This is a genomic window from Flavobacterium sp. HSC-61S13 (assembly GCF_024171535.1).
Lineage (GTDB): Bacteria > Bacteroidota > Bacteroidia > Flavobacteriales > Flavobacteriaceae > Flavobacterium.
This window is the reverse complement of sequence record NZ_JALJZV010000004.1, coordinates 214,135-234,888: the sequence shown is the minus strand read 5'-3', so window position 1 is coordinate 234,888 and position 20,754 is coordinate 214,135. Positions and strand designations below refer to the sequence as shown.

Annotated in this window: 17 protein-coding genes and 1 tRNA gene; 7 read left to right on the top strand and 11 right to left on the bottom strand. The window is 36.8% G+C overall.

What is annotated here, in order from left to right; translation table 11 throughout:
* Nucleotides 1-344: 344 nt before the first annotated feature.
* The 5 genes from L1275_RS06010 to rbfA all read right to left on the bottom strand — a co-directional run bounded on the left by L1275_RS06010 (nt 345) and on the right by rbfA (nt 7,554).
* Nucleotides 345-1,409, bottom strand: coding sequence for a hypothetical protein (locus tag L1275_RS06010; RefSeq protein WP_253470829.1), 1,065 nt, complete (start codon nt 1,407-1,409; stop codon nt 345-347).
* 6 nt (nt 1,410-1,415) lie between these two features.
* Entirely contained in the window at nt 1,416-3,194 is a 1,779-nt protein-coding gene (locus L1275_RS06005; RefSeq protein ID WP_253470827.1) for an HSP90 family protein, read from the bottom strand.
* Nucleotides 3,195-3,205: 11 nt separating this feature from the next.
* Nucleotides 3,206-5,722: a tetratricopeptide repeat protein gene (locus tag L1275_RS06000; protein ID WP_253470825.1), complete on the bottom strand. Its 2,517-nt coding sequence runs from the start codon at nt 5,720-5,722 to the stop codon at nt 3,206-3,208.
* 227 nt (nt 5,723-5,949) lie between these two features.
* The gene (locus L1275_RS05995) at nt 5,950-7,158 is read right to left on the bottom strand and encodes an FtsX-like permease family protein (RefSeq protein WP_253470823.1); all 1,209 of its coding nucleotides are present in this window, start codon (nt 7,156-7,158) and stop codon (nt 5,950-5,952) included.
* Nucleotides 7,159-7,161: 3 nt separating this feature from the next.
* Nucleotides 7,162-7,554 carry a 30S ribosome-binding factor RbfA gene (rbfA, locus tag L1275_RS05990; RefSeq protein WP_253470821.1) on the bottom strand — a complete coding sequence of 131 codons (393 nt, stop codon included), beginning with the start codon at nt 7,552-7,554 and terminating at the stop codon, nt 7,162-7,164.
* A 70-nt stretch (nt 7,555-7,624) separates the two neighbouring features.
* Between rbfA and mce the strand changes: the two genes are divergently transcribed.
* Nucleotides 7,625-8,029: a methylmalonyl-CoA epimerase gene (mce, locus tag L1275_RS05985; protein WP_253470818.1), complete on the top strand. Its 405-nt coding sequence runs from the start codon at nt 7,625-7,627 to the stop codon at nt 8,027-8,029.
* Between the two features lie 65 nt (nt 8,030-8,094).
* A tRNA-Ile gene (locus tag L1275_RS05980) sits at nt 8,095-8,168 on the top strand.
* A gap of 829 nt (nt 8,169-8,997) precedes the next feature.
* Here the strand turns inward: L1275_RS05980 and L1275_RS05975 are convergent.
* The gene (locus L1275_RS05975) at nt 8,998-9,621 is read right to left on the bottom strand and encodes a hypothetical protein (RefSeq protein ID WP_253470816.1); all 624 of its coding nucleotides are present in this window, start codon (nt 9,619-9,621) and stop codon (nt 8,998-9,000) included.
* Between the two features lie 351 nt (nt 9,622-9,972).
* Here L1275_RS05975 and L1275_RS05970 point away from each other — a divergent pair, with 351 nt between their 5' ends.
* Together L1275_RS05970 and L1275_RS05965 are read left to right on the top strand one after the other, a co-directional pair.
* Nucleotides 9,973-11,259 carry a M48 family metalloprotease gene (locus L1275_RS05970; protein WP_253470814.1) on the top strand — a complete coding sequence of 429 codons (1,287 nt, stop codon included), beginning with the start codon at nt 9,973-9,975 and terminating at the stop codon, nt 11,257-11,259.
* 30 nt (nt 11,260-11,289) lie between these two features.
* Nucleotides 11,290-12,927 (top strand): DUF6770 family protein, encoded by a 1,638-nt coding sequence (locus tag L1275_RS05965; RefSeq protein ID WP_253470812.1) that lies wholly within the window; start codon nt 11,290-11,292, stop codon nt 12,925-12,927.
* 181 nt (nt 12,928-13,108) lie between these two features.
* On the opposite strand, the gene L1275_RS05960 is transcribed toward L1275_RS05965, so the two are convergent.
* On the bottom strand, nt 13,109-13,726 hold the full coding sequence (locus L1275_RS05960) for a hypothetical protein (RefSeq protein ID WP_253470810.1): 618 nt from the start codon (nt 13,724-13,726) through the stop codon (nt 13,109-13,111).
* Between the two features lie 347 nt (nt 13,727-14,073).
* Between L1275_RS05960 and L1275_RS05955 the strand changes: the two genes are divergently transcribed.
* A complete protein-coding gene (locus L1275_RS05955; protein WP_253470808.1) occupies nt 14,074-14,481 on the top strand; it encodes an XRE family transcriptional regulator in 408 nt (135 codons plus the stop codon).
* 123 nt (nt 14,482-14,604) lie between these two features.
* Here L1275_RS05955 and L1275_RS05950 read toward each other — a convergent pair whose 3' ends face one another.
* The 4 genes from L1275_RS05950 to L1275_RS05935 all read right to left on the bottom strand — a co-directional run bounded on the left by L1275_RS05950 (nt 14,605) and on the right by L1275_RS05935 (nt 18,719).
* Complete coding sequence (locus L1275_RS05950; RefSeq protein WP_253470806.1) at nt 14,605-15,837, bottom strand: MFS transporter; 1,233 nt, start codon at nt 15,835-15,837, stop codon at nt 14,605-14,607.
* 79 nt (nt 15,838-15,916) lie between these two features.
* Nucleotides 15,917-16,468: a Crp/Fnr family transcriptional regulator gene (locus L1275_RS05945; RefSeq protein WP_253470804.1), complete on the bottom strand. Its 552-nt coding sequence runs from the start codon at nt 16,466-16,468 to the stop codon at nt 15,917-15,919.
* Nucleotides 16,469-16,636: 168 nt separating this feature from the next.
* The gene (locus tag L1275_RS05940) at nt 16,637-17,398 is read right to left on the bottom strand and encodes a CPBP family intramembrane glutamic endopeptidase (RefSeq protein WP_253470802.1); all 762 of its coding nucleotides are present in this window, start codon (nt 17,396-17,398) and stop codon (nt 16,637-16,639) included.
* Nucleotides 17,399-17,522: 124 nt separating this feature from the next.
* A complete protein-coding gene (locus L1275_RS05935) occupies nt 17,523-18,719 on the bottom strand; it encodes a DUF6438 domain-containing protein (RefSeq protein WP_253470800.1) in 1,197 nt (398 codons plus the stop codon).
* Nucleotides 18,720-19,220: 501 nt separating this feature from the next.
* Here L1275_RS05935 and L1275_RS05930 point away from each other — a divergent pair.
* Both L1275_RS05930 and L1275_RS05925 read left to right on the top strand, forming a co-directional pair.
* Nucleotides 19,221-19,829 (top strand): hypothetical protein, encoded by a 609-nt coding sequence (locus tag L1275_RS05930; RefSeq protein ID WP_253470798.1) that lies wholly within the window; start codon nt 19,221-19,223, stop codon nt 19,827-19,829.
* A gap of 318 nt (nt 19,830-20,147) precedes the next feature.
* Nucleotides 20,148-20,648: a DinB family protein gene (locus tag L1275_RS05925; protein ID WP_253470796.1), complete on the top strand. Its 501-nt coding sequence runs from the start codon at nt 20,148-20,150 to the stop codon at nt 20,646-20,648.
* Nucleotides 20,649-20,754: the final 106 nt, after the last annotated feature.

The window sequence follows — 20,754 nt, the reverse complement described above, 5'->3', positions numbered from 1 at the left end:
TCGCTGTTTTCCATTGCAAAGTTATTTTATTTAGATTAAATAAAAATAATACACTTCGTTTTTATTAAATACAAAACACAAAAGCGAAACCACCGATTAATCGCTAAATTATTAGCTAAAAAAAAACAGTACAGCAAATAAATAAGCCACTTGTCTTCGATACCGAAAAATATAAAACATATAAATCTTTATTGAAATCAGAAAAATATCCGATTTTGATTCCAAAAAGCATCATGCTCCACAGTTTTCTAAACGAGAGCAGTAGTAAAAAGACCTGATAAAAAAAATGCTCACCTAAAAAAGGCAAGCATTTGTAAAATATATCGTTGTTATATTATGTAAAATTACTCTTGTTCAAATCCAGCCAATCTGTTTGCAAAATGATTATTGCCATTACGTCTATCAAAACGATCTGCAAGATCTTTAGCTTGTTGGTAGTAATGCTCACGCAAAAGACCTAAATCATAAACACCGTCCACCTGATAATAAGACACCTTCGGTGATAAATTTAATTTTTTACTACCTCCTTCACGCAAAATCGGCAACATATGCAAGGCAAAACTAAAGCGATGCACATCTTCTGACCCGACTTCCCATTCTGAAATTTTCTCAAAGTACTCCCACATTTCATCACGTTGGGTTTTATACATAAAATACATCAAAATCGTCATGGCAAAAAACACAGAGGTATCATAAGTATCGCTTTTATGGTATTCTTCCATCGCTTTATCAAAATACAATTGTGCCCGATCATCACCAACGCGAACGAGGTAGTAACACAAACAGCAAAACGTTTGAAAAGGCATCGAATAACAGGTCAGTTTATGATGGATCAAATCATAAGCCAAGGTGATGGCAAGATCCATATTTCCTTCTAATAATTCTATTTCCACTTTAGTGTCTAGCTCACAAGCCGGACAATTGGCCATATCATCAACCATTTCTGCATCTGCTAAAGCAACACTCTCCCGAGCTTGAGCATACTCTCCACGATGTAAAAACCACGAAGTCATCACGTTGTGATAAGCTCTTAATGTATAACCGTTGCGCTCCAAACGCAACTTCAGATCTTGGCTAATCTGCTCGATTTGCTCTCTTGATATATGGGTATTCCTACTCGCCGAATTGACCATCCACTTGTATTCCCACAGAAATTCCGACTCTTCAAACAAATCGGGTTCTGTATCACGAGCATTTAACAACCACGCAAATGCGGGGAAACTTTCTTCGCATTTGGAGGTATTGCGCTCTTGACGAATTAAATTCAGCCTCAAATCAAAGCCCCACTCCACATCATTATGAGTATCGGCAATTTGGATAGCCTCTTTTAAAACTCGAATCTTATCCTCGAAATTTTTTAAATCCTCTACTTTTAATAGGATTTTCTGTATCTGTAAATTGTGATTCATCTCCAGTTATATTTTTGGTAAAAAATGCGACATCCCCATAACCAACAATTGATATAGGGAATCATTAAATACATCCATTTCTTTTTTATTAATGGTATATCCACCTAACATAAGTGCTTGTATATACATAATCTGTACTACTGCTTCGAACAGCAATTCATCGTCTATATAAACCAATTGATTAATCAATTCATTACTTTGATTAAAACACAGTGTCGGCAATACCTTTTCATCTTTGATAAAATGCTGAAGGGTCGATGCAAACGGATTGGATGCACCTGTTAATCCTTGTATGTTTTTGTTGCTCAAGGCCTGTTCATTAGCGATATAAATCGTCGGGGTATCCCGTGGCTGGAATTTCTTAATTTCGACTTTACAAAAATGTTTTTGTAGTACGAGATCAGCACGCAACTTAAATTGCTCAAACTCTGCTGTCAAATCCAAAGCAACCTCCAATTCATCCAACAAATCTTGCGGAATGATGCGATTGATCTGCAATTGCGCATCAGCCCTTTTTATGCGTTCGATCAAATCGGCTTCATAACTGTATGCCGCATTGATCACCATCTTATCTTGTGAGCCCGCAATACGACGAATCTGTCTAAAATCATCTAACGACGGGGTATAGTAGATCTTTTGTCCATACTGCTTAATATCTTGAAACGACAGTAGTCCCTTATTGGTTTCAAAAGGCAGATAATCCAAAAACAGCGTCATAATTTCCGTATCCGATGCAGCTAATGCCTTGATATATAAATGATGTACCGTAATGATTTGTTGTATTTTCTTAACATCGGTCACCGACAACACCTTCAGATAATCTTTAAAACAATCGCTTAATTCCTTTTTGGTTTGTTTTAAAATCGCGTTATTCATCAATGATTCACGAGAGGCGGTTGGTTGCAAAGCATTGGTATTGATAATACAGCGAACAAACGACGACCACTCGGGCAACAGATTCGGTGCCTGATCACATAAATACATTCGTTTTAGAAAAATCTTGTGTTCTTTGGTTGAAGAAAAGGAAACTTTATTGGGAATGACATAGGCTACACCCTGCAATTCTCCCGAATCGGATTCCAGTCTAAAAACATCTAGGAAACGCGTTTTAAAAACGGTTTTTCCATATTCCATTAAATCTTCTTTAGAGGCTTCGCTATCCATCCAAATTGGATTACCATCGAGTACCTCTTCTTCTTCCTGCCCCTCTACAAACAGCACCCGTATCGGTAATGCGCTACCGTAAAACACCACGTTTTTGCGAATTTCCCCCTTTAGAAATAGGGATTTCCAATCGGGTTTAGCCAATAGAATAACGCGGGTTCCCACTTTTGGCAAGGCCTCGATTGACTCCACCGTATAGGTTCCGTCTGCTCTACCCTTCCATCGAACCGACTCGTTTTTTAACAACGAGCGCGATTCCACTTCTATCTCTTCACTGACTACCAAACACGATAATAAACCGATTCCAAATTTGCCGATCAAATCCTTATCGACCAAAGCTCCCTTTTTAGAGCTCTGCCCAATCACCGATAAAAACTGATGCATATCGGCTTCGGTCAAACCAATACCGTTGTCTTCAAAAATGATTTTACCCTCTTGAAAAGTAACGGTAATTTGCCCTTGTACATCGGGATCAATCCCTTTGCGCATCGTAACAGCATCCATACCGTTCTGAAGCAATTCTCGAATAAATACCGTGGGAGAACTGTAAATATGTTCGGATAATAACTCGATCATCCCCTTCATATTTACCTGAAACTGAAATTGATTGTTTTCTTCCATCTTTAATTATACTATCTACGTCTTCTTGAGGAATTACCCGTTATTTTCAAAGCTTGTTCATTGCCGTTTTCCGCTGCTTTCTGATACCATTGCATCGCCAATTCATCGTTTTCCGGTACACCCTCGCCCTTTAAATAACAGTTCCCCAACTCATATTGAGCAGCATCATTACCTGCCTCTGCCGCACGAATCAAATAGTTGATCCCCTCTTCAATATCCTGTTCAATACCTTCCGCTTTTAATAACATCATCGCTACAAAATGCTGCGAATCAACATGATTCTGATCGGCAATTTGCTTGAAATAAAAGAAGGCTTCTGGTTTGTCTTCATCCGTTCCCTTTCCATAGTAATGACACATTCCAAGTCGGTAAGTAGCATCTTGATAACCTCTTTCTGAAGCTAATTTGTAATACTTAAACGCCTCAGTTAAACTCTTTTCAACTCCCAATTCATATTCATAACAGATTCCAATTCCCTCAGAAATGTATCCATGTTGCTCAGCAAAACTATAAAACTCAATCGCTCTATCGTATTCCTGAGTATTTTCGTATCCATATAAGTAATAATCTCCCAAAGCCAAACCAGACAGTGCCGATCCATTTTCATAGCCCTTTTCAAACCACGATTTACCAAGACCTAAATCCTGTGTGTCCAAGTAACCGTAGGAATAATAACACCCCAGTTTGTATTGTGCATAGGCAATTTCTTGTTCTGCCGCGCTGGTCATGTGCATCAAGGCTTTTTGAAGATCTTTAGGTAAAGAGCCATAACCTTCTTCATAGGCCAATCCCATATCAACATGTGCATCGATATACCCCAATTCCAAAGCTTCTTCAAAGTGTTGTATAGCCAAGTCTGGATTTTGATCCATACCTACGCCATAACGGTAAAATCGCCCGACGTGATATTTGGCTTCAGCTATTCCCGCTTCGGAAGCCCGATTAAAATATTCAAAAGCTAAAGTCGGATTCGGCTCACCGATATATCCGTCCTCATACAAATACGCAAGCCTAATCGCTGCATATATATAATTATTATTTAAGGCTTCTTCATAATAGCTTTTCGCCGTTTCAAAATTCTGCTGTACACCAAATCCCTGTTCATAACACATCGCCAATTCAATACGCGCATAGTCTGAATTAAATTGTTCGACCGCTTTTCGATAGTAACTCAATGCTTTCTCCGCATCGGGTTCAGCTGTATAACCGTAACGGTAATATCTCCCCACCATTTCAACAGCTGCAAGGTTGTTGCGTTCCGCACCAATTTCAAAATATTCCAAAGCCGTTTTATAATCCTGCTCTTCTGAAAACTCTCCGTTTTGATAGCCGATACCTATGCGATACGGTGCATAATCACTGCCCAAATCCATCGCCTTATCCAATAATGTTCGAGCTGCAGGTATGTCTTTCTCAACAGCCGTATTTTCCAATAATATATAGGCTTTTTCAGCCAAAGCTCTCGGATAATCTTTTGCTACCAATTGGTTCAAAAGCTCCATCCCTCGCTCGAAATCCTTTTTATCTGGATGATAGATATAGATCAATGCCAATTCAAATATTGAATCTGGCAATCCATATTGCATCGTACGTTCAAAATAATAAATCGCCTTATCTATATCTTGATCTACTCCACGACTGTACGAATAATGGAAACCCAAAGCGTGACCCGCAATCAGTAATCCGTAATCAAACGCCTCTTTTAAAAGTTGAATACCACGGACGGTATCCATTTCGTGAAAACGTTGAATTACGATGTTATTTCCCAACAAATATTTACAATAAGCACTACCTTCAAGTATACCTTTTTCCAAATATGCAATCGCCTTCTCATCTTCCCCTTTTCGCAAATAGAAATCAGCGTAGATATACGATCCCTTATGATCTTTTTCAATCACATCCAAATGATCTTTAATGGCTTGCAGACCCTCTTCTTCCGAATCCGCATTGTAATATTGCAAGTTTAATGAAACCAATCTTACATTCTCGTATCCCAAGGCTTTTGAACGGGCGATCATTTCCCATGCTCCCTCAGGATCTGCATTTTCAAATCCCTTGATACCGTAATAAAGATTGTAACCCGCAGTAGCCAAACAAGCCGAATCGTTTAAAGCAACTCCCTTCATTAAATAATCAGTAGCAACCGCTACGTCCTTAAATTCCGCTCGGGCATTATCAATCAAATCATATTGTTCACAGTAACCGCGGACATAACCAGCCGCTATAACCTGATCGTTTAACTCCTTACAACACGCAAACCATACTGCATAATCCTCGTCGTTTAACGTCATCGCACAGTGGTAGTTCCAAGAATCGCTGTAAATTTGCTTGTATAAAGTTTTGATGGTATCATCAAACTCACGCTCTTCCAGCGCCACCTGACACAGTGCATGTGCTGAGTACCAATCGGTAACCTCGCTGTAATTATGCTGTTGGATAAATTGAGATGCCTGCGCTGTTAGACTGTTTTTATTTGTTCTAGTTGTATTCAGTAATTCTTGATAAAACGCTTTAAAAGATTGCTCCATAATTGATATTTTTTCTTTCGACAGTTGGAAAGGGGATTTTATATTGACAAACAGTCCGCACTATAATATGCTGTTTAACAAAAATATCAATTCTTTACATAAAGGCTCTTAAAAAGAAATTAAAGTTTGAGCATTTAAAGTCGAAAATGCAAAATAAATCGATGCGCAGATACGCATTTAGGAAGGCAGTGAAAGAGACCCAGCGCAACTCAAAAGTTGCACAAAAATTAGTTTGAAGTTAAGTACCTTTTATTGACTCTGGATGCCGCTATATACGAAGCGATAAAACCCAAAACCAATATGGTCACACAAACCAATAAGATATTATTAAAGGTGATTTTAACGGGATAACCCAAATCTGGGGTGATTTTTAATAATTCATAACGCTGTTGTATCAACACGATAATGATACCCAAAACCACGCCTATAAATCCTCCTAAAAAAGTAAGGATCAAACCTTGAAGCAAGAAAACCTTTCGCAACAGACTTTCGCGTACCCCCAAATTGTGAAGGGTTTTCATGTTGTTTTGCTTTTCAAGTATAATCATGATCAATGCTCCAACTAAATTAAACAAGGTGATGATGACCACTAAGGTAAAAATCAAGTACACCACTATGTTTTCGGTATTCAGCATCTTATACAAACTATCGTTGAGTTGCATGCGGTTTTTAATTTCCACTTGATCACCCAAAATATTTTGAATTTCGGCAGTTGCTTTGTTGGGATTGATATTTGGTGCCAATTTAAATTCTAAATTGGTCACTTCGTTGGGTTTCAATTCCAACATTTCACGAGCGACACCTATCGAAGTAAATACGTATTTCTCGTCGAGATCATCATTTTTAAGGCTGTATACGCCAACCGGAACCAAATGCTTTTCATTGAAAGCGCTTTCGACGTTGTCAATCGCTCCAGTGCCTGGTTTCATGGCATAAACCATAAAGCTGTTTTCGGTGTCGAATAACCCCATCGAGAGCTTATAAGAAATACCGAGTCCTACGACAACTTCATCCGAATCGTCTTCCAACCAATGTCCGTATAGGACATTGTTTTCCATATTAGTCACCTGGATAAACTCGGCATCTACGCCTTTCATATTGGCGACGACTTGTTTTTCCTTAAACAAAAACAAAACGCGGTCTTCCACTACTTTGGAATAACCCGCCAAGGAAGTACTCGCTTTTAATTTCGCTTCCTGCTCTGGACTAACCGCAAAGGTTTTTCCCTTAATGCTAAAAGCTTTTAACTCGGGGTCGAGTTCGTTGGTAAAGGAAGTACTAAAATCTCTCAATCCGCTAAATACCGACATCACCACCAGCATAGCCATCGCACTAACCACAATTCCCACAGCGGCTATGGCTGTAATCACATTGATGGCTTTGCTTTTGCTTCTGCTAAAGGCGTATCTTTTGGCGATATAAAACGGAAAGTTCAAATCTTATTTTTTCTTTCTTTTGATTAGTAATTCACGGTCTGCAATTGGGTTTTCCTCTCCTTGCAAAGCTTTGTCAATTTGATCGATATACTCCAAACTGTCGTCTATATAAAATACCAAATTCGGAACTTTACGCAACTGTTGTTTTACTCTTTGTGCCAAGTTATGTTTGATTAGCGGTGCATTCGAACGAATTCCCTCCAACAACTCCTGTCCTCTTTCAATTGGAAAAATGCTTAAATACACTTTTGCAATCGATAAATCGGTTGTTACATTTACTTTAGATACGGAGATAATCAGGTTGCTGATTCCGTTGCTACGCACTTCTCCCTGCAAAATATCTACTAGATCTTTTTGCAACAAAGCGCCCATTTTTTTCTGTCTATTCGTTTCCATGTTGCAAAAATACAATTTTTTGGATTGAAATCTTTTTATATTTGCTATTACGAACAACTGCAAACACAAAATGAAAAAAATTGAACACATCGGCATCGCCGTAAAAGACCTTCAACAATCCAATTTAATCTTCGAAAAACTTTTCGGAGCTCCAGCTTATAAAGAGGAATCCGTAGAAAGTGAAGGAGTCAACACCTCGTTTTTTATGAACGGTCCCAACAAGATTGAACTGCTAGAGGCCACGTCACCCGACAGTCCTATCGCCAAATTCCTCGAAAAAAAGGGAGAAGGCATCCATCATATCGCTTTTGAGGTCGAAGATATCGTTTCTGAAATAGCGCGTTTAAAAAGTGAGGGATTCATCGTCTTGAATGAGATTCCGAAAAAAGGCGCTGACAACAAGCTCGTTAGCTTCTTACATCCGAAAAGCACCAACGGGGTACTGATCGAGCTGTGTCAGGAAATAAAAAAATAATCAAAAATATTTTCCAAAACCTTTGATTTATTTAGAAAATGCCGTAATATTGCAATCTCGAAACCGGTCCTATAGCTCAGCTGGTTAGAGCACCTGACTCATAATCAGGTGGTCCCTGGTTCGAGCCCAGGTGGGACCACATAAGGTTTGAAAGCTTCACAGCAATGTGGAGCTTTTTTTTTACTTATTTGTAAAGCGATTGCTAGTTAGTAAACAAAAAAATTTGCGATAGAAATGGAGATATTATATATTGGATTTTTTATAATCCTAGATTTTTTAATTTTCAATTATCTTACAAAAACAGTTCAGTACCGTCGCAACATATGCGTACTGCTAGTTACTTTGCTGTGTTTATTTACAGCACTTCATTTTGCAAATCCTTTAGGACTCGCAATTCCCAACCATCTTTTCTTTATACTAACAACATTCAGTCTTGTGTTATTTGTTTTTCATGTTGGAAAAAAAATAAGCTTATGGCTCCTAGTTCGTATCAACAACGAACGCAACAAAAACATGGATATGCTCACTAAGTCGTTTAGTTATTTAATCGATTATGCCACGCCTATACTGATTCTTATCTTCCAATTGTATTCAATAATCGACAACTACTAAAATCTCCGCCACCACACGAAATGAAATTAGACAGAGTCAATACTTTCGTAGATCAAATTCAATATCCTAATACGCAAGTGAAATTCAAAGAAAACCAATTCTATCTTAAAGCTGTTTAAAACATTATTTCTAAATACAAAAAAAACACTTTATTGAGCTACTTTGTATTTTACAGTAAACGAAACAGGACTCACTTAGTCGAATAGGTACTAAATAAGTTTAAAACTTCACAGCAATGTGGAGCTTTTTTTTAATAGTCCTTGGAACTTACCACAATACCCTTCCCAATAAAAATTCGCGGAAACTACATGATATACGTTATTCTATAGATCTTTATCCCATAAAGAACAATGGACCTAAACCTCCCCGTTTCTCTCTTTCTCGTTTTGAAAACTCAACGAAGGATAGGTCTCTAGAATTTCTTGCTTTAGATTTAAAATCTCTGCAAGTACGTTAGCATCTTCATTGTTGACCAAAACGCTTTTGATACGCTCCATCAAACTGTCTTTATGCACTTCATTTTTTAGATTTCGCGCCATTAAATTGCTAATCACTTCTAAATCATGCAAAACTTCCGCCATCAATAAGTCATAAATAGCAGCGAAATACCGCTCTTCATTTTCAAATTCTTTCTCGTCCAATTTGTCGGAATAAAAACCCAAAAAAGCTTTTTTCTTACCGTTTCCACTGACTTCAAAAAACGCCTTAAACGAATCCACATCGATGTTGTGAACAAATTTATTCCTCAGTTGGTACAACATCGAAATTTTGTCTTTTAGGCCTGATGGCAAATATTTTAAATCGGATAACAAAGACGTCTTCGCATGAAAATTCAAAACATTTCCTGTGGTTTGAAACGAGTTGCTGTTTTCTATATCAGCAATTTCAAAAACATCACTTAACAGCAAGGTAACCACCCTTTCCAACCTGACACTATCTTCAATAATTTGCCCACGGAGCGTTTGACTATTTGATTCCATATTTATTTTTAGTTTATCTCAAATATAAATAAAAAACAATCAAAACATCCTTGCATAAACAAACTTCAAAGATTGCTATACCCCACTTAAATCAAAAACCACCTAAAGATGACTCTCACACCCTATCGCTTTATAAAAAAGGAAACATACTGCTATTTTAGCATTAAAAATTTAAAAAAAACAAAGCAGACACCAATCATAATAGAAGTACAATCTATTTTAATTAAAAAAATTATCAAAATTTAAACTTAAAATTAGAAAAAGAATATGTTTCTGTGTACTTTCGCAATTCCTGAAAAAAAACACTTTTACCGCAATTAGTATTTCACAGTAAAAGCTCAAAATATTTTTATGAAATCCTTTTACCTCATCATATCCCTTTTTTTATCAACGCTGATATTTGCCCAACAACCTATTTTATTGGACACCTTAAAACCTCACCAAAAAAGAGTATTACAGGCAAAATACAACAAGCGCAAAACGATTTTCTTCAATCAAATTGACCGAAATCATACCGAAAAAGAAGCCAAAGAAATCAAAACCATCTTTGACGAGAATTTTAAAGAAATCCACGATAAGATCGATCAAAATGTGATTGTTTATGATTCTCCTCTTAACGTTTATTTGGAAGAACTCACCACAACAATCCAAAAGGCCAATGTTGAAATTCCCAAAAATCTATCTATACTCGTTTCTCGCGAGTACAAAGCCAATGCATCCAATCGTGGTGAAGGAACCATTGTAGTGAACAACTACCTGCTGAACGCCTTAGACCACGAAGATCAATTGGTCTATATACTGTGTCATGAAATGGCTCATCAAACTTTAGATCACGTGCTTGAGTCGGTAAAAAGTTACGTTAAAGCGAATAATTCTGAAGACTTAAAGTCCAAAACCAAGGCGTTAAAAAAACAGAAATACAAACAAAAAACCACTGCCGAAAATCTATTAAAGCAAATAGCCTATCAAAACTCGGCTGAAAATCGAAAAAAAGAAATTGAAGCGGATTCGCTGGGGTATATTTTTTATTCTCGACTAAATCGCGATCCACAACAAGTGGCTAGAGCTTTAGAGAAATTAAGGGATTCCGATAAAGAACCCGACTCTTTAACCGTGAAAGACTACGCCAAAATATTTGAATCCTTTGGTCTTACCACCAAAGAAAAGTGGTTTAAAATGGAACTTTTCGACCTATATCATTATCAGAAAAGCAATAAATTCAATACCGATTCGCTACGAACACATCCCAATTGCGACGTTAGAATTGAACACTTAACCGCTATAGATCCAGAAATTAAAACTTCAAAATCGCCACTTACATCCGCGCCATCAACAGCTTTTTCACAGTGGCAATACAGCGCCATTTATCAAAACATTCAAAATGAATATTTCTTGAAACACTACGGCAATAGTTTGTATGCAGCCCTAAAACTCTACAACAGAAAACCCGATGAACTACTGAAAAAATGGATCGGTTTAAATTTTAAAAAGTTATATGAAGCCAAAAAAGCTTACGAACTCAACCGATATGTCAGTCAGGTAAATGTGTCCAAATACACCGACAGCTACAACCTATTTAGCACTTTCATATTCAATCTCGACCTCGCAGATCTCGAGACCATCAATAAATCATTTTAATCAACAACCACCTTACAAAACAACACGATAATGAAAAAAACACTTTTATTTTTACTGTTACTACTCACAACTTCCCTGTATAGCCAGGTCGTTGAATTGCAGAAATTGTCAAACGGAGAACTCATACACAGTCAGCACTTATACAACCGTGCCCAAGACGATATCTATGGATACTTTTTCGTTTTTAAAAAGGACAAACTCGACAAAAAAGAATTTTTGTATGAATACGTGCTTTTAGACAAAAATCTAAACCAAGTACTTTCTGGTGACTTCATTGAAAAACTGGGAAACCTAGGTCGAAAAATTGACCTGACTTGCTATTATCGCGAGGGATTTATATCGTTTAAGATCGACGAGATATACAACGATTACTCCATAGTGATACGAAGCCGATATCGAGTATTAGATATCAAATCCAATTCGATATCAGACTCATTTGTCTTAACAGCAGACTTAGAAAAAGAATACAATGCCGAATCCAAATCGTTGAGAAAAAGTACGGTGTTTTCTTTTGAACCCAATTCATTTGGATACGATTTGACCACACCACTTCAAAGCAATGCCGATAATTTCAAGATTACTACAGACAACAACCGATCAAACGCAGTTACTTACAAAACCAATGGCATCCATTATTTCAACGAGCAATTAGATGAAGTTTGGGATTACGAATACAACGACAAGGCTTCGAAAAAACAATATGATGTTGTTAACTTCTTAAACAACAAAAATCATTCTGATTTTATCGTAGGTAGAAGATTTTTCGCTGGATCTAAAAACGAAAAATTACGTGATAAAGGACAACTATTCAACACCTTTATGTTTTTCAACAAAGACAGCGGACAGTTGATCAAGGAATTCACGCCTTTCGGACTTAAAACGGCAAACGGAACACAAGCTAAAGATGTTTCAAACATCAATATTTACCTCAATTCCAATGAGAAAATAACCTTTTTAAATCGTATTATGAGCGATAAAAACAAGGACTTTATATTAGATGAAAAGAAGATTACGGGTTTCTCAAAATCAGAATATGAAATCGCTACGGGAAAAGAACTCAGTAGAAACTTCTTTACCTGGGACAAACTTTCCAAGCACTTATCCATTGACAAAAACGGCTATATCAGTGAAAAGGGTGAACCCGACAGTTTTTTATATTTCCATGATGCGATCTTAAAATCGAATGGTAATCTTATATTTATTACAGAGCAATATAAAACACTAAAAGGCAATGCTTTTATCGAAGGTATGGAAGGAGTAAAAATAAACGACATGATTCTTTTTGAAGTGGATAAAGACATGAAGTTAGTCGAATATAAACGAATTGCTAAAGAAGCTAAAAACATTAGAAATGGTGTTAAAATGCAAGGAGCTACAGCTAGTTATTTCGGAGCCTTTGACTATTCGGGATACCAAGATTTAGGAGAAGACAATTACTTATTCTTTTATTTCAACAAGCAAAGACCAGAAGGTGGAGGCAAGAAAAAATGGGTATTAGGCATTATATCCAATGCTGATGGCAAGTTAAAAGAACAAAAACTGAATTTAAAATCTAAGGATGGTAGTGACCTCTCTATCATACCAGCAAAAAAAGGGTATATCCTAATTGCCGAAGAATTTAAAGACAAGAAAAAAGGCGTTGAAATTCGCTTGGAAAAAATCAATTAGAACTTTAAAAATTCTCACTATAAAACCATCATACAAAAGGCTGTCCCCTAATCGGGGCAGCCTTTTGTAGTATTTATCAATCATCCAGCATAACTGTTTTTTTAAAACGTATCATCTTCATATTCTTAGACGAATTAAACAGGAAAATACCGTACACCCATAACTAAGTTCCATTTACTCACTAAGAAGACCGCTGATCCGTAGCAAGCCAAAAGCCAACTCCATCCAAAAACGAACGAACCATACCAAACCACATCATCACTTGATAATACTCTTTTGGATGGGTCACTGAAGCTAAAGCGCTGTTGTTTCCATCCGACAATTGATCGACAAAAGTCTTATAATAGCCCGCACCGACAACAAAACACAGCAGTTGCTCCAAGCTCTTTAGCAAATCGGCCAACGGCACAGATCGCACCACAAACCGCAGCATTCTGACATCAATGTGATCGTTGTCTATAACAGCACATTGGAGCTGCCCTGAACTATAGAGCTGTTGACCACAGAGAATTAACGATTGTAAGGCTCCCAACAAAGCTGCGCGTTGCACTTCTTCAATATCGGTGTATTCGATGGGAACCTTGCCGGATAGCAATTCGTCTAATTCGTATTTTTCCAACAGTTGCGGATACTGATCAAACAAATCCGATATCACCGGATCATTCATAATATCCAACAACTGAAAAATGCCGTGGTGTAAGTAATTTATATCTTCAAAGACCCAATTGAAGATGGCTTTGAGTTGTTCGACAGTTTGAATTAAACGGCGATTTGGCTTATTTTTTCTATCATCATCCATATCATAAAATTTTAGTTTTCTAAAAATAAAAAGTCCTGATTGGATAGTTTATGCCGAATCGTATAAATCACCAAATTGAATATTGATTTTCAACTCATTAAAAGGAAAAAAACTTCTGATAAAAAAAACACCACCTCAATCAACTACCCATAAAAGTAAAAATTTTCTCATAAAAAACAACAATCAACTCGATTTTTGATAAAATCTCTTATACCAAGCTCCTCTCGAAGAGAAAGGGATAATTTATGCTTAAAATCGGATAATTTATCAGATATTTTTTTAACTTTATCCGTATACTTGTCAACCAATGGCTTTATCTTTGAGCCTTTCTAAACCAATTCACTGTTATGGAACACAAAATACATCAAGGAAGAAACGTTAAGCGATTTAGAGAAATGCTCGGCATCAAACAAGAAGTATTGGCCTTTGATTTGGGTGACGATTGGAACCAAAAGAAAATTTCGCTACTCGAACAAAAAGAGCATATCGAGGTGCCGTTGTTACAACAAATATCAGCCGTTTTAAAAATTCCGGTAGAAGCGTTTCAAAACTTTGATGAGGAACAGGCTATTTACAACATCTCTTGTAATTTTTCTGACAATGCCGTGAACAACAACGGTTTTAATATACAAAACATCAATCCCGTTGAAAAGATCATCGAATTACACGATCAGAAAATCGCGTTATACGAGCGGATGTTAGCGGAAAAAGAAACGATGATGGCGCGACTGGAAAAATTATTGGAGAACAAATAGTTTTTTGCGACAAACACCTACTATAATAAATTAAAAGCTAAGCCCCGAACCAATTCGAAGCTTAGCTTTTTACCTTTTTAAGATTTATCGAACTATAGTTTTACTACCCAAATAAATCACTAGTTACGATGCCTTTTGTTCCAATTGTTGCACGGACGGAATAAAAATCAGCCCTATTCCGATTATTGCAAGAACCAGCCCTCCAAAAAGAAACAATTTTTCCACACCTATATCATCGGCTATAAAACCAGCAAAAAGCAATCCAATCATAGCAGGCAATTGGCTTACACTACCAAACAGCGCAAAAACCCGTCCTAGGTATTCACTTTTAAATTGTGTTTGAATAAGCACGGTAAATGGACCCGTAAAAAGGGGTACCGCCAAGCCTTGAAAAATCGTTAAGACCACAAAAACCGTAAAATAGGTTGACGGCAATACACCACAGACAGCCAATACAATACCCAATCCAAACAATCCGCAGATAATTAGAGTACTTTTTCTTATTTTCGGATTCCAGATACTTAGTAAAACACCACCGATAAGCAATCCTATTCCGTAAACTCCTTCGACCAAACTGACCTGATAGGCCGACCCCTTAAAGTACTGCAAAGTCATCAGTGGCATTACGGCTACTATAGGCATAACGAAAAAATTGACCACCACTTCAGAAAGCATCAACCACCTCATGCCCCTATTTCTCCAAATCACCAAGGCACCTTCTTTCATATCATACAACACACTCTTGGTGGATTTACTTGCTTTGACGACACTGGGTATACTTACAAACAATAAGGACGTACTGGCTATAAGAGCACCTAAAACGTCCAATAACATCACTGTACTCATGCCAAAGTTCAAAAGAAAAACAGCGCCCAATATGGGTCCGCAAATCATCGATATCGACTGTATAATTTCATTGATTCCAGCCACACGTACCAAGGCAGATTGGGGCGCTAATAGAGGGATAGCCGATTTCATGGCGGGCGCATGAAAAGCGCTCCCCACAGATCTAAACATCAAGAGTATATACAGCGACCACATTTCTACCACATTCAAATAAAAACAAAATGCGATCACGGCAGAGCAAAATGCTACAAATAAGTCGGCTCCAATCATGGTCCATTTACGACTCCATCGATCGATGAATACCCCTGCAAAAGGACCTAATAGTATTTGAGGTAATAAACCGGCTATGGCTGCGTATGCTAATGCTGTAGCAGAACCGGTTTCCATACCAATCCATAAAACCACCGAAAATTGAGCTATATAGCTGCTCAAAATAGAAAATAGCTGCCCTGTCCAAATAACTGCAAATTTTGATTTCCAGTTGTTCATTCCCATACTTGTTTCCATCATTTTTAGTCCTTAATACATTTATCTTGCAAAAATAAACGCTCAAAAAAATAAATTGATGAACAATTGGTAACTTCGATAATTACTTGACGATTTGTCGGCGAATACGACTTAAAGATTGTGGAGTCATTCCAAGGCAGGATGCAATATATTTTTGAGGAACCATTTGAAAGACTTCAGGATCACTTTGCAATACCGTTAAATATCTTTGTCTGGCTGTAGGTTGACACAACATGATTAACCAGCGCGTGATTTCAAAATAGTATTGCTCTAAAACCCGGCGAATTACATTGGATATTTCGTGAGATTCCACACAAAAGGCATCCAACTCTACTTTGGAAATTACGTAAGCCGAACTATCCGAAATGGATTCAATGATATAGTCTTTGGACACCTCCGAATAAAGGATATCTCCATAACGCTCAAACCATAAGGTTCTTTCCTCTCCATCCAAAATACTATAGCCCCGCCAAACTCCTTCAACAATGATATAATAATTCTGTTGCCGCTCTTGAACTCCCACAACCATTTCGTGACGACCAAAGGTTCTCTTCTCCATCCTCGACAGCAGTAGGCTGACCAAATCAGGAGAAACGCCATATTTATCACAGAAAATCGACAAGAATGATTGCATAATTTGGAATTGTATCGGCTCAGGTTTCATAAGAAAAACCGAAATTACCATCTCAAAGAAATGAAATTAAGGTTGATTAGATGTACATATAGGGTAAATATAAATAATTTCGGTCTATTCCTTTCTAGGAATCTATTAAATCGTATCATTTACGCCCCAAACCTACTACTACAAATTTTCTCTTTGTGAATAATCTTTCTTCCATTTGCCCAGTATGATGATCCACAAAAAGACGGAAACCCCCAAAACGATTAATTTTTGAGTGCCATCAAGTCCATTTTTGATTAGCGAATTAAACATCATGATTTGCACCACTAAGTGAAAACAGGCACTAGCTAATATGGATTTGGTAGAGACCGCTACCTGCCCTATCCCCCAACTTCCGATCAGCAACATCAGCAAAAAAAACAGATTTTCATATACGGTTGCTGTTGTGAGAAACGACAAATGCCAAACATACCAAAGGAAACCGATTAATAAATAGCGTTTTAGCGGTTGTAGTTCTTTTAATTCTTCCTGCAAATAACCGCGCCAACCATATTCCTCCATGACACAGTATATTAAACTGGCCACAACAGCCAGCAATCCATAGGCATTTTCCTGAATCCCGTATTCGTTTTTCACTCCAATCACTCCCAATAAAACAACGGGAATCACCGACATCAACAACGCTTTTGATCGGGAGGTTCCAAAAAAAGAAAACTCCGTTTTTCGCTCTTTGCGCAATAGATACAGTCCGATTAAAGCGCCTATAAACACACCGCTACCCTCTAGAAACACCCAAAGCGGTAAGTAAATCCAAACCGGCAGTTTTTCCAAAAGCACTTTGATTCCTAACCAATCAAACCTAAAGATGTTTGACAATATGACTGCGGTGATCAGAAAAACCCCTAATCGAATCCAATGTCCGTTTTTTTCTTTTATTTCCAATACTTTAAACTTTAGAGTTGTATCTAATTTATATTTATAAATCTCTTAAATACGCTGTCTAAGATATAGTTAAACAGTATACAATTCCATTACGGAATTTTGGTTTTACAAGAACACTAAACTACTAGAATGAATTCAAATGGCTAAAATTGACTCCTTTAAAATTTCTATCTATAAAATTATACCCCAAATCATAAGTAATTGTTTTCCCTTCCTCAAAATCAAATTTATACAATTTACCATCTGTTGTAATTGATTTTATAGTGTATTTATGTACGCGATTCTCATTGGGATCAGCCCCCCAATACGTGTTATTTGGATTAAAAGATAAATCGTATAACGGTACAAATTGTTGCGTCGTTTCTCTTGATTTTTTAAGCTCTGTCCATAAATAAAAACTTTCAGATTTTTCTAAGGGTAAAGAATAATCGGATTTTTTAAATACGAAATAATGTAATTTCGGATAAAATGGTTCATCTGCTGGAATACTACTCAATGCAATCTGACTATAAATGTGCGCTATTGTAGTATAGGCCCAAATCAATTCTTTAGGCCCCTCCTTCCCATAATCATTCACCGTCTTTACAATTTTCCCACTTTTGACAAATGTAGTCGTTATGGTTTCCGCATCTGTGTGATTAGCGAAATACTCGTCTTGAAGGTCCAGAACTGTTGCCTGCTTAAACTTATTAAAAATATAATTTTTGGTTTCTACGTCCAGCTTTGAACTAAAGAATCCCAAATTTTCTACATAGCCTTCACCTTGAAAAAGTACATTACCCTTATTATCAATAGAGATATCTAGTATGGGACATGATCCATAACAGCCCGAGCTCGAATAAATCACTTGATCAAATGCTATACTACTATCAGCAATTACTTTTCTTCTCTTATAACTCAGAACTTCATCACCCCCGATTGCCAAGTGTAAAGTATCGTGCTTTAAATCAACAAATTTCCACTTAAAAATCCTATTTCCATCAATTGGATTTCGCACAAAAATACTATCCTGAATTGTTTTATAAGGCAATTTACTGCCCAGATATTTCCTTCTAAACCGTTGACCAACTGTATCCAAATGTTCTCCAAAAAAACCTAGATACAAATCGATACTATCCAAGGTAATACTCATTCCGTCAGGTACACGAGAATATAAAGGTGGAGGAATATCAGTTGAGGCATTCTCCTCCTCAATAATAAGTTCCCAATCACCAACAAGTATATTCCGCAATTTATTATCTGTCCAATTTCTAGTAAACGCGAAATCGCAACCAGAAATTAAAATCAGCATAAGTACTAGAATGGTGCCTTTTGATTTCATACTAAATGTAGTTCACTTTTGTATTTATTATTTTCTTATCAATAAAATATTATCTACCAATCTTTTGATCACCAAAGCAATTCCGCGACAATCGAAACCAACTTAAGTCAAAAAGAAACTCCGACTTTCTGTTAACTTATGAGTTAGAATCTTTTCCGTCTTGTTTTACCTCAACCAATGTAAACAATTTTTATGACACTAAGCCGCTCCAAAAAAAACAGTTGACACCTTTAAAACGACAACATAAATAACCCCCAATTCCTTATAAATGTTAAATTTAAAAAACTTCAAAAAAAACATTTGTATTTTAAAAAAAAGTAGTTTATTTTTATTTCAAGAAAAAACATTTAAGTCCAAATAGCTTTTTTTAGGTCTGGATATGAGCCTTTTATAATTCAAATCCTACTATGGCAACTTCTACACTATAGCCATTTCGCTGTTTGGTCAACCTCTTGTAAATAACTCGCCGATTTTAGTAATTAACTGTAAAAAAGCTATATTATGAACAAGGAGCAGATCAATTCCGAAGGGAATTCAAATCCAATGAATCAACCGTTAGAACAACTCAAAGAACAAACGGCCAACACACATCTATTTTTAATATTATGGGGAATTATCCTATTTGTGTTTTACGGATTTCTTTATCTCGCTAAACAATTCCCCATACTGGAAGACGTACAATATTATTTAGTTTTACTATTCCCGATAGGAGCTGTATTGTCGATTCTATTTAGTCGAAAAACCGACAAAACAGATCAACCCACCACAACCAATCAAAGGCTTTTTATGTATAGTTGGGGTGGTGCCATACTTGGAGTCATTAGTTGGCTAGCCAACAATGTAATCTATCAAGCGGATTTATATTTGGCCCTTACTGTATTATTATTCGGATTAGCGTCCTTTATCACTGGAGGTACCGTCAAATTTACCCCATTGATGATCGGAGGACTGCTCACTATAATACTATCGGCCATAATCCCAGCGATGGAATTATCCCTCCAATATCTATTATCCGCGGTCGGAATACTGTGTAGTTGCCTAATTCCAGGACTCATGATTGGATTTCAAATTCGAAAGAAAAAGAATAGCTGTAACGTTCTCAACGTCTGATTCTCAAAAATAAAACCGCATTTTGGGAACTCAGACTAACCACCATTTTTGGAACTCTTACGAATTGACATTGTAGAACTCTTACTAACTGAAGTAAAAAATAAGACGATATAAAAAACCAGAAATACCCTATAAAAACTATTGAGATTATGAACCCTTAAAATGATTGTAAAACAAATGAAACACAAAAAAATAGATAAAAAAGATCCCCTTAAAAACCCGGAGTTACAGCATACCCCCACGACTTTTAACGCGGTTTCCTGAGTTTATATCGAACTTTTACGTATATTCATTGCTCAATAATATAAATATTTTGAGATGAAGTTAAGTCATGCACTATTAGCTGAATACACGCAGGAAGCAGCTACTACTAGATCGTTATTAGCGGTGATTCCGTTTGAACAAAACGATTTTAAACCCCATGAAAAGTCAATGACACTAAAACAATTGTATAGTCATGTTGCTGATATTTCGGGTTGGTGGGATCAATGTTTGATTCAAGATGAATTAGACTTTTCTAAAAGCGATTTTACACCTAAAGATTTTAAGGATAATGCGGCATTATTAGCCTATTTTGATCAAAATGTTATGGATACCACCAAGATTCTAAATGAAGTGGATGAAGCTGAATTTGGAAAGGACTGGACCATGCGCAGTGGTGAGCAAATTTTCGGCGTCATGCCCAAATCGGTAGTCGCTCGTAGCTGGTGCTTAAATCATTGGTACCACCACCGTGGACAGCTGTCTGTGTATTTACGTATGCTAAATGTGCCTTTACCTTCTATCTACGGTCCAACCGCAGATACCGAAGGGAAATAGTTTTTAAAACCATGCCATACCCAATAAAAAAGGCTAGTTTCTACATAGAAACTAGCCTTTAATTTATGGATCACTTCGATTTATGGAGTTCCAAAAATCGATCTTA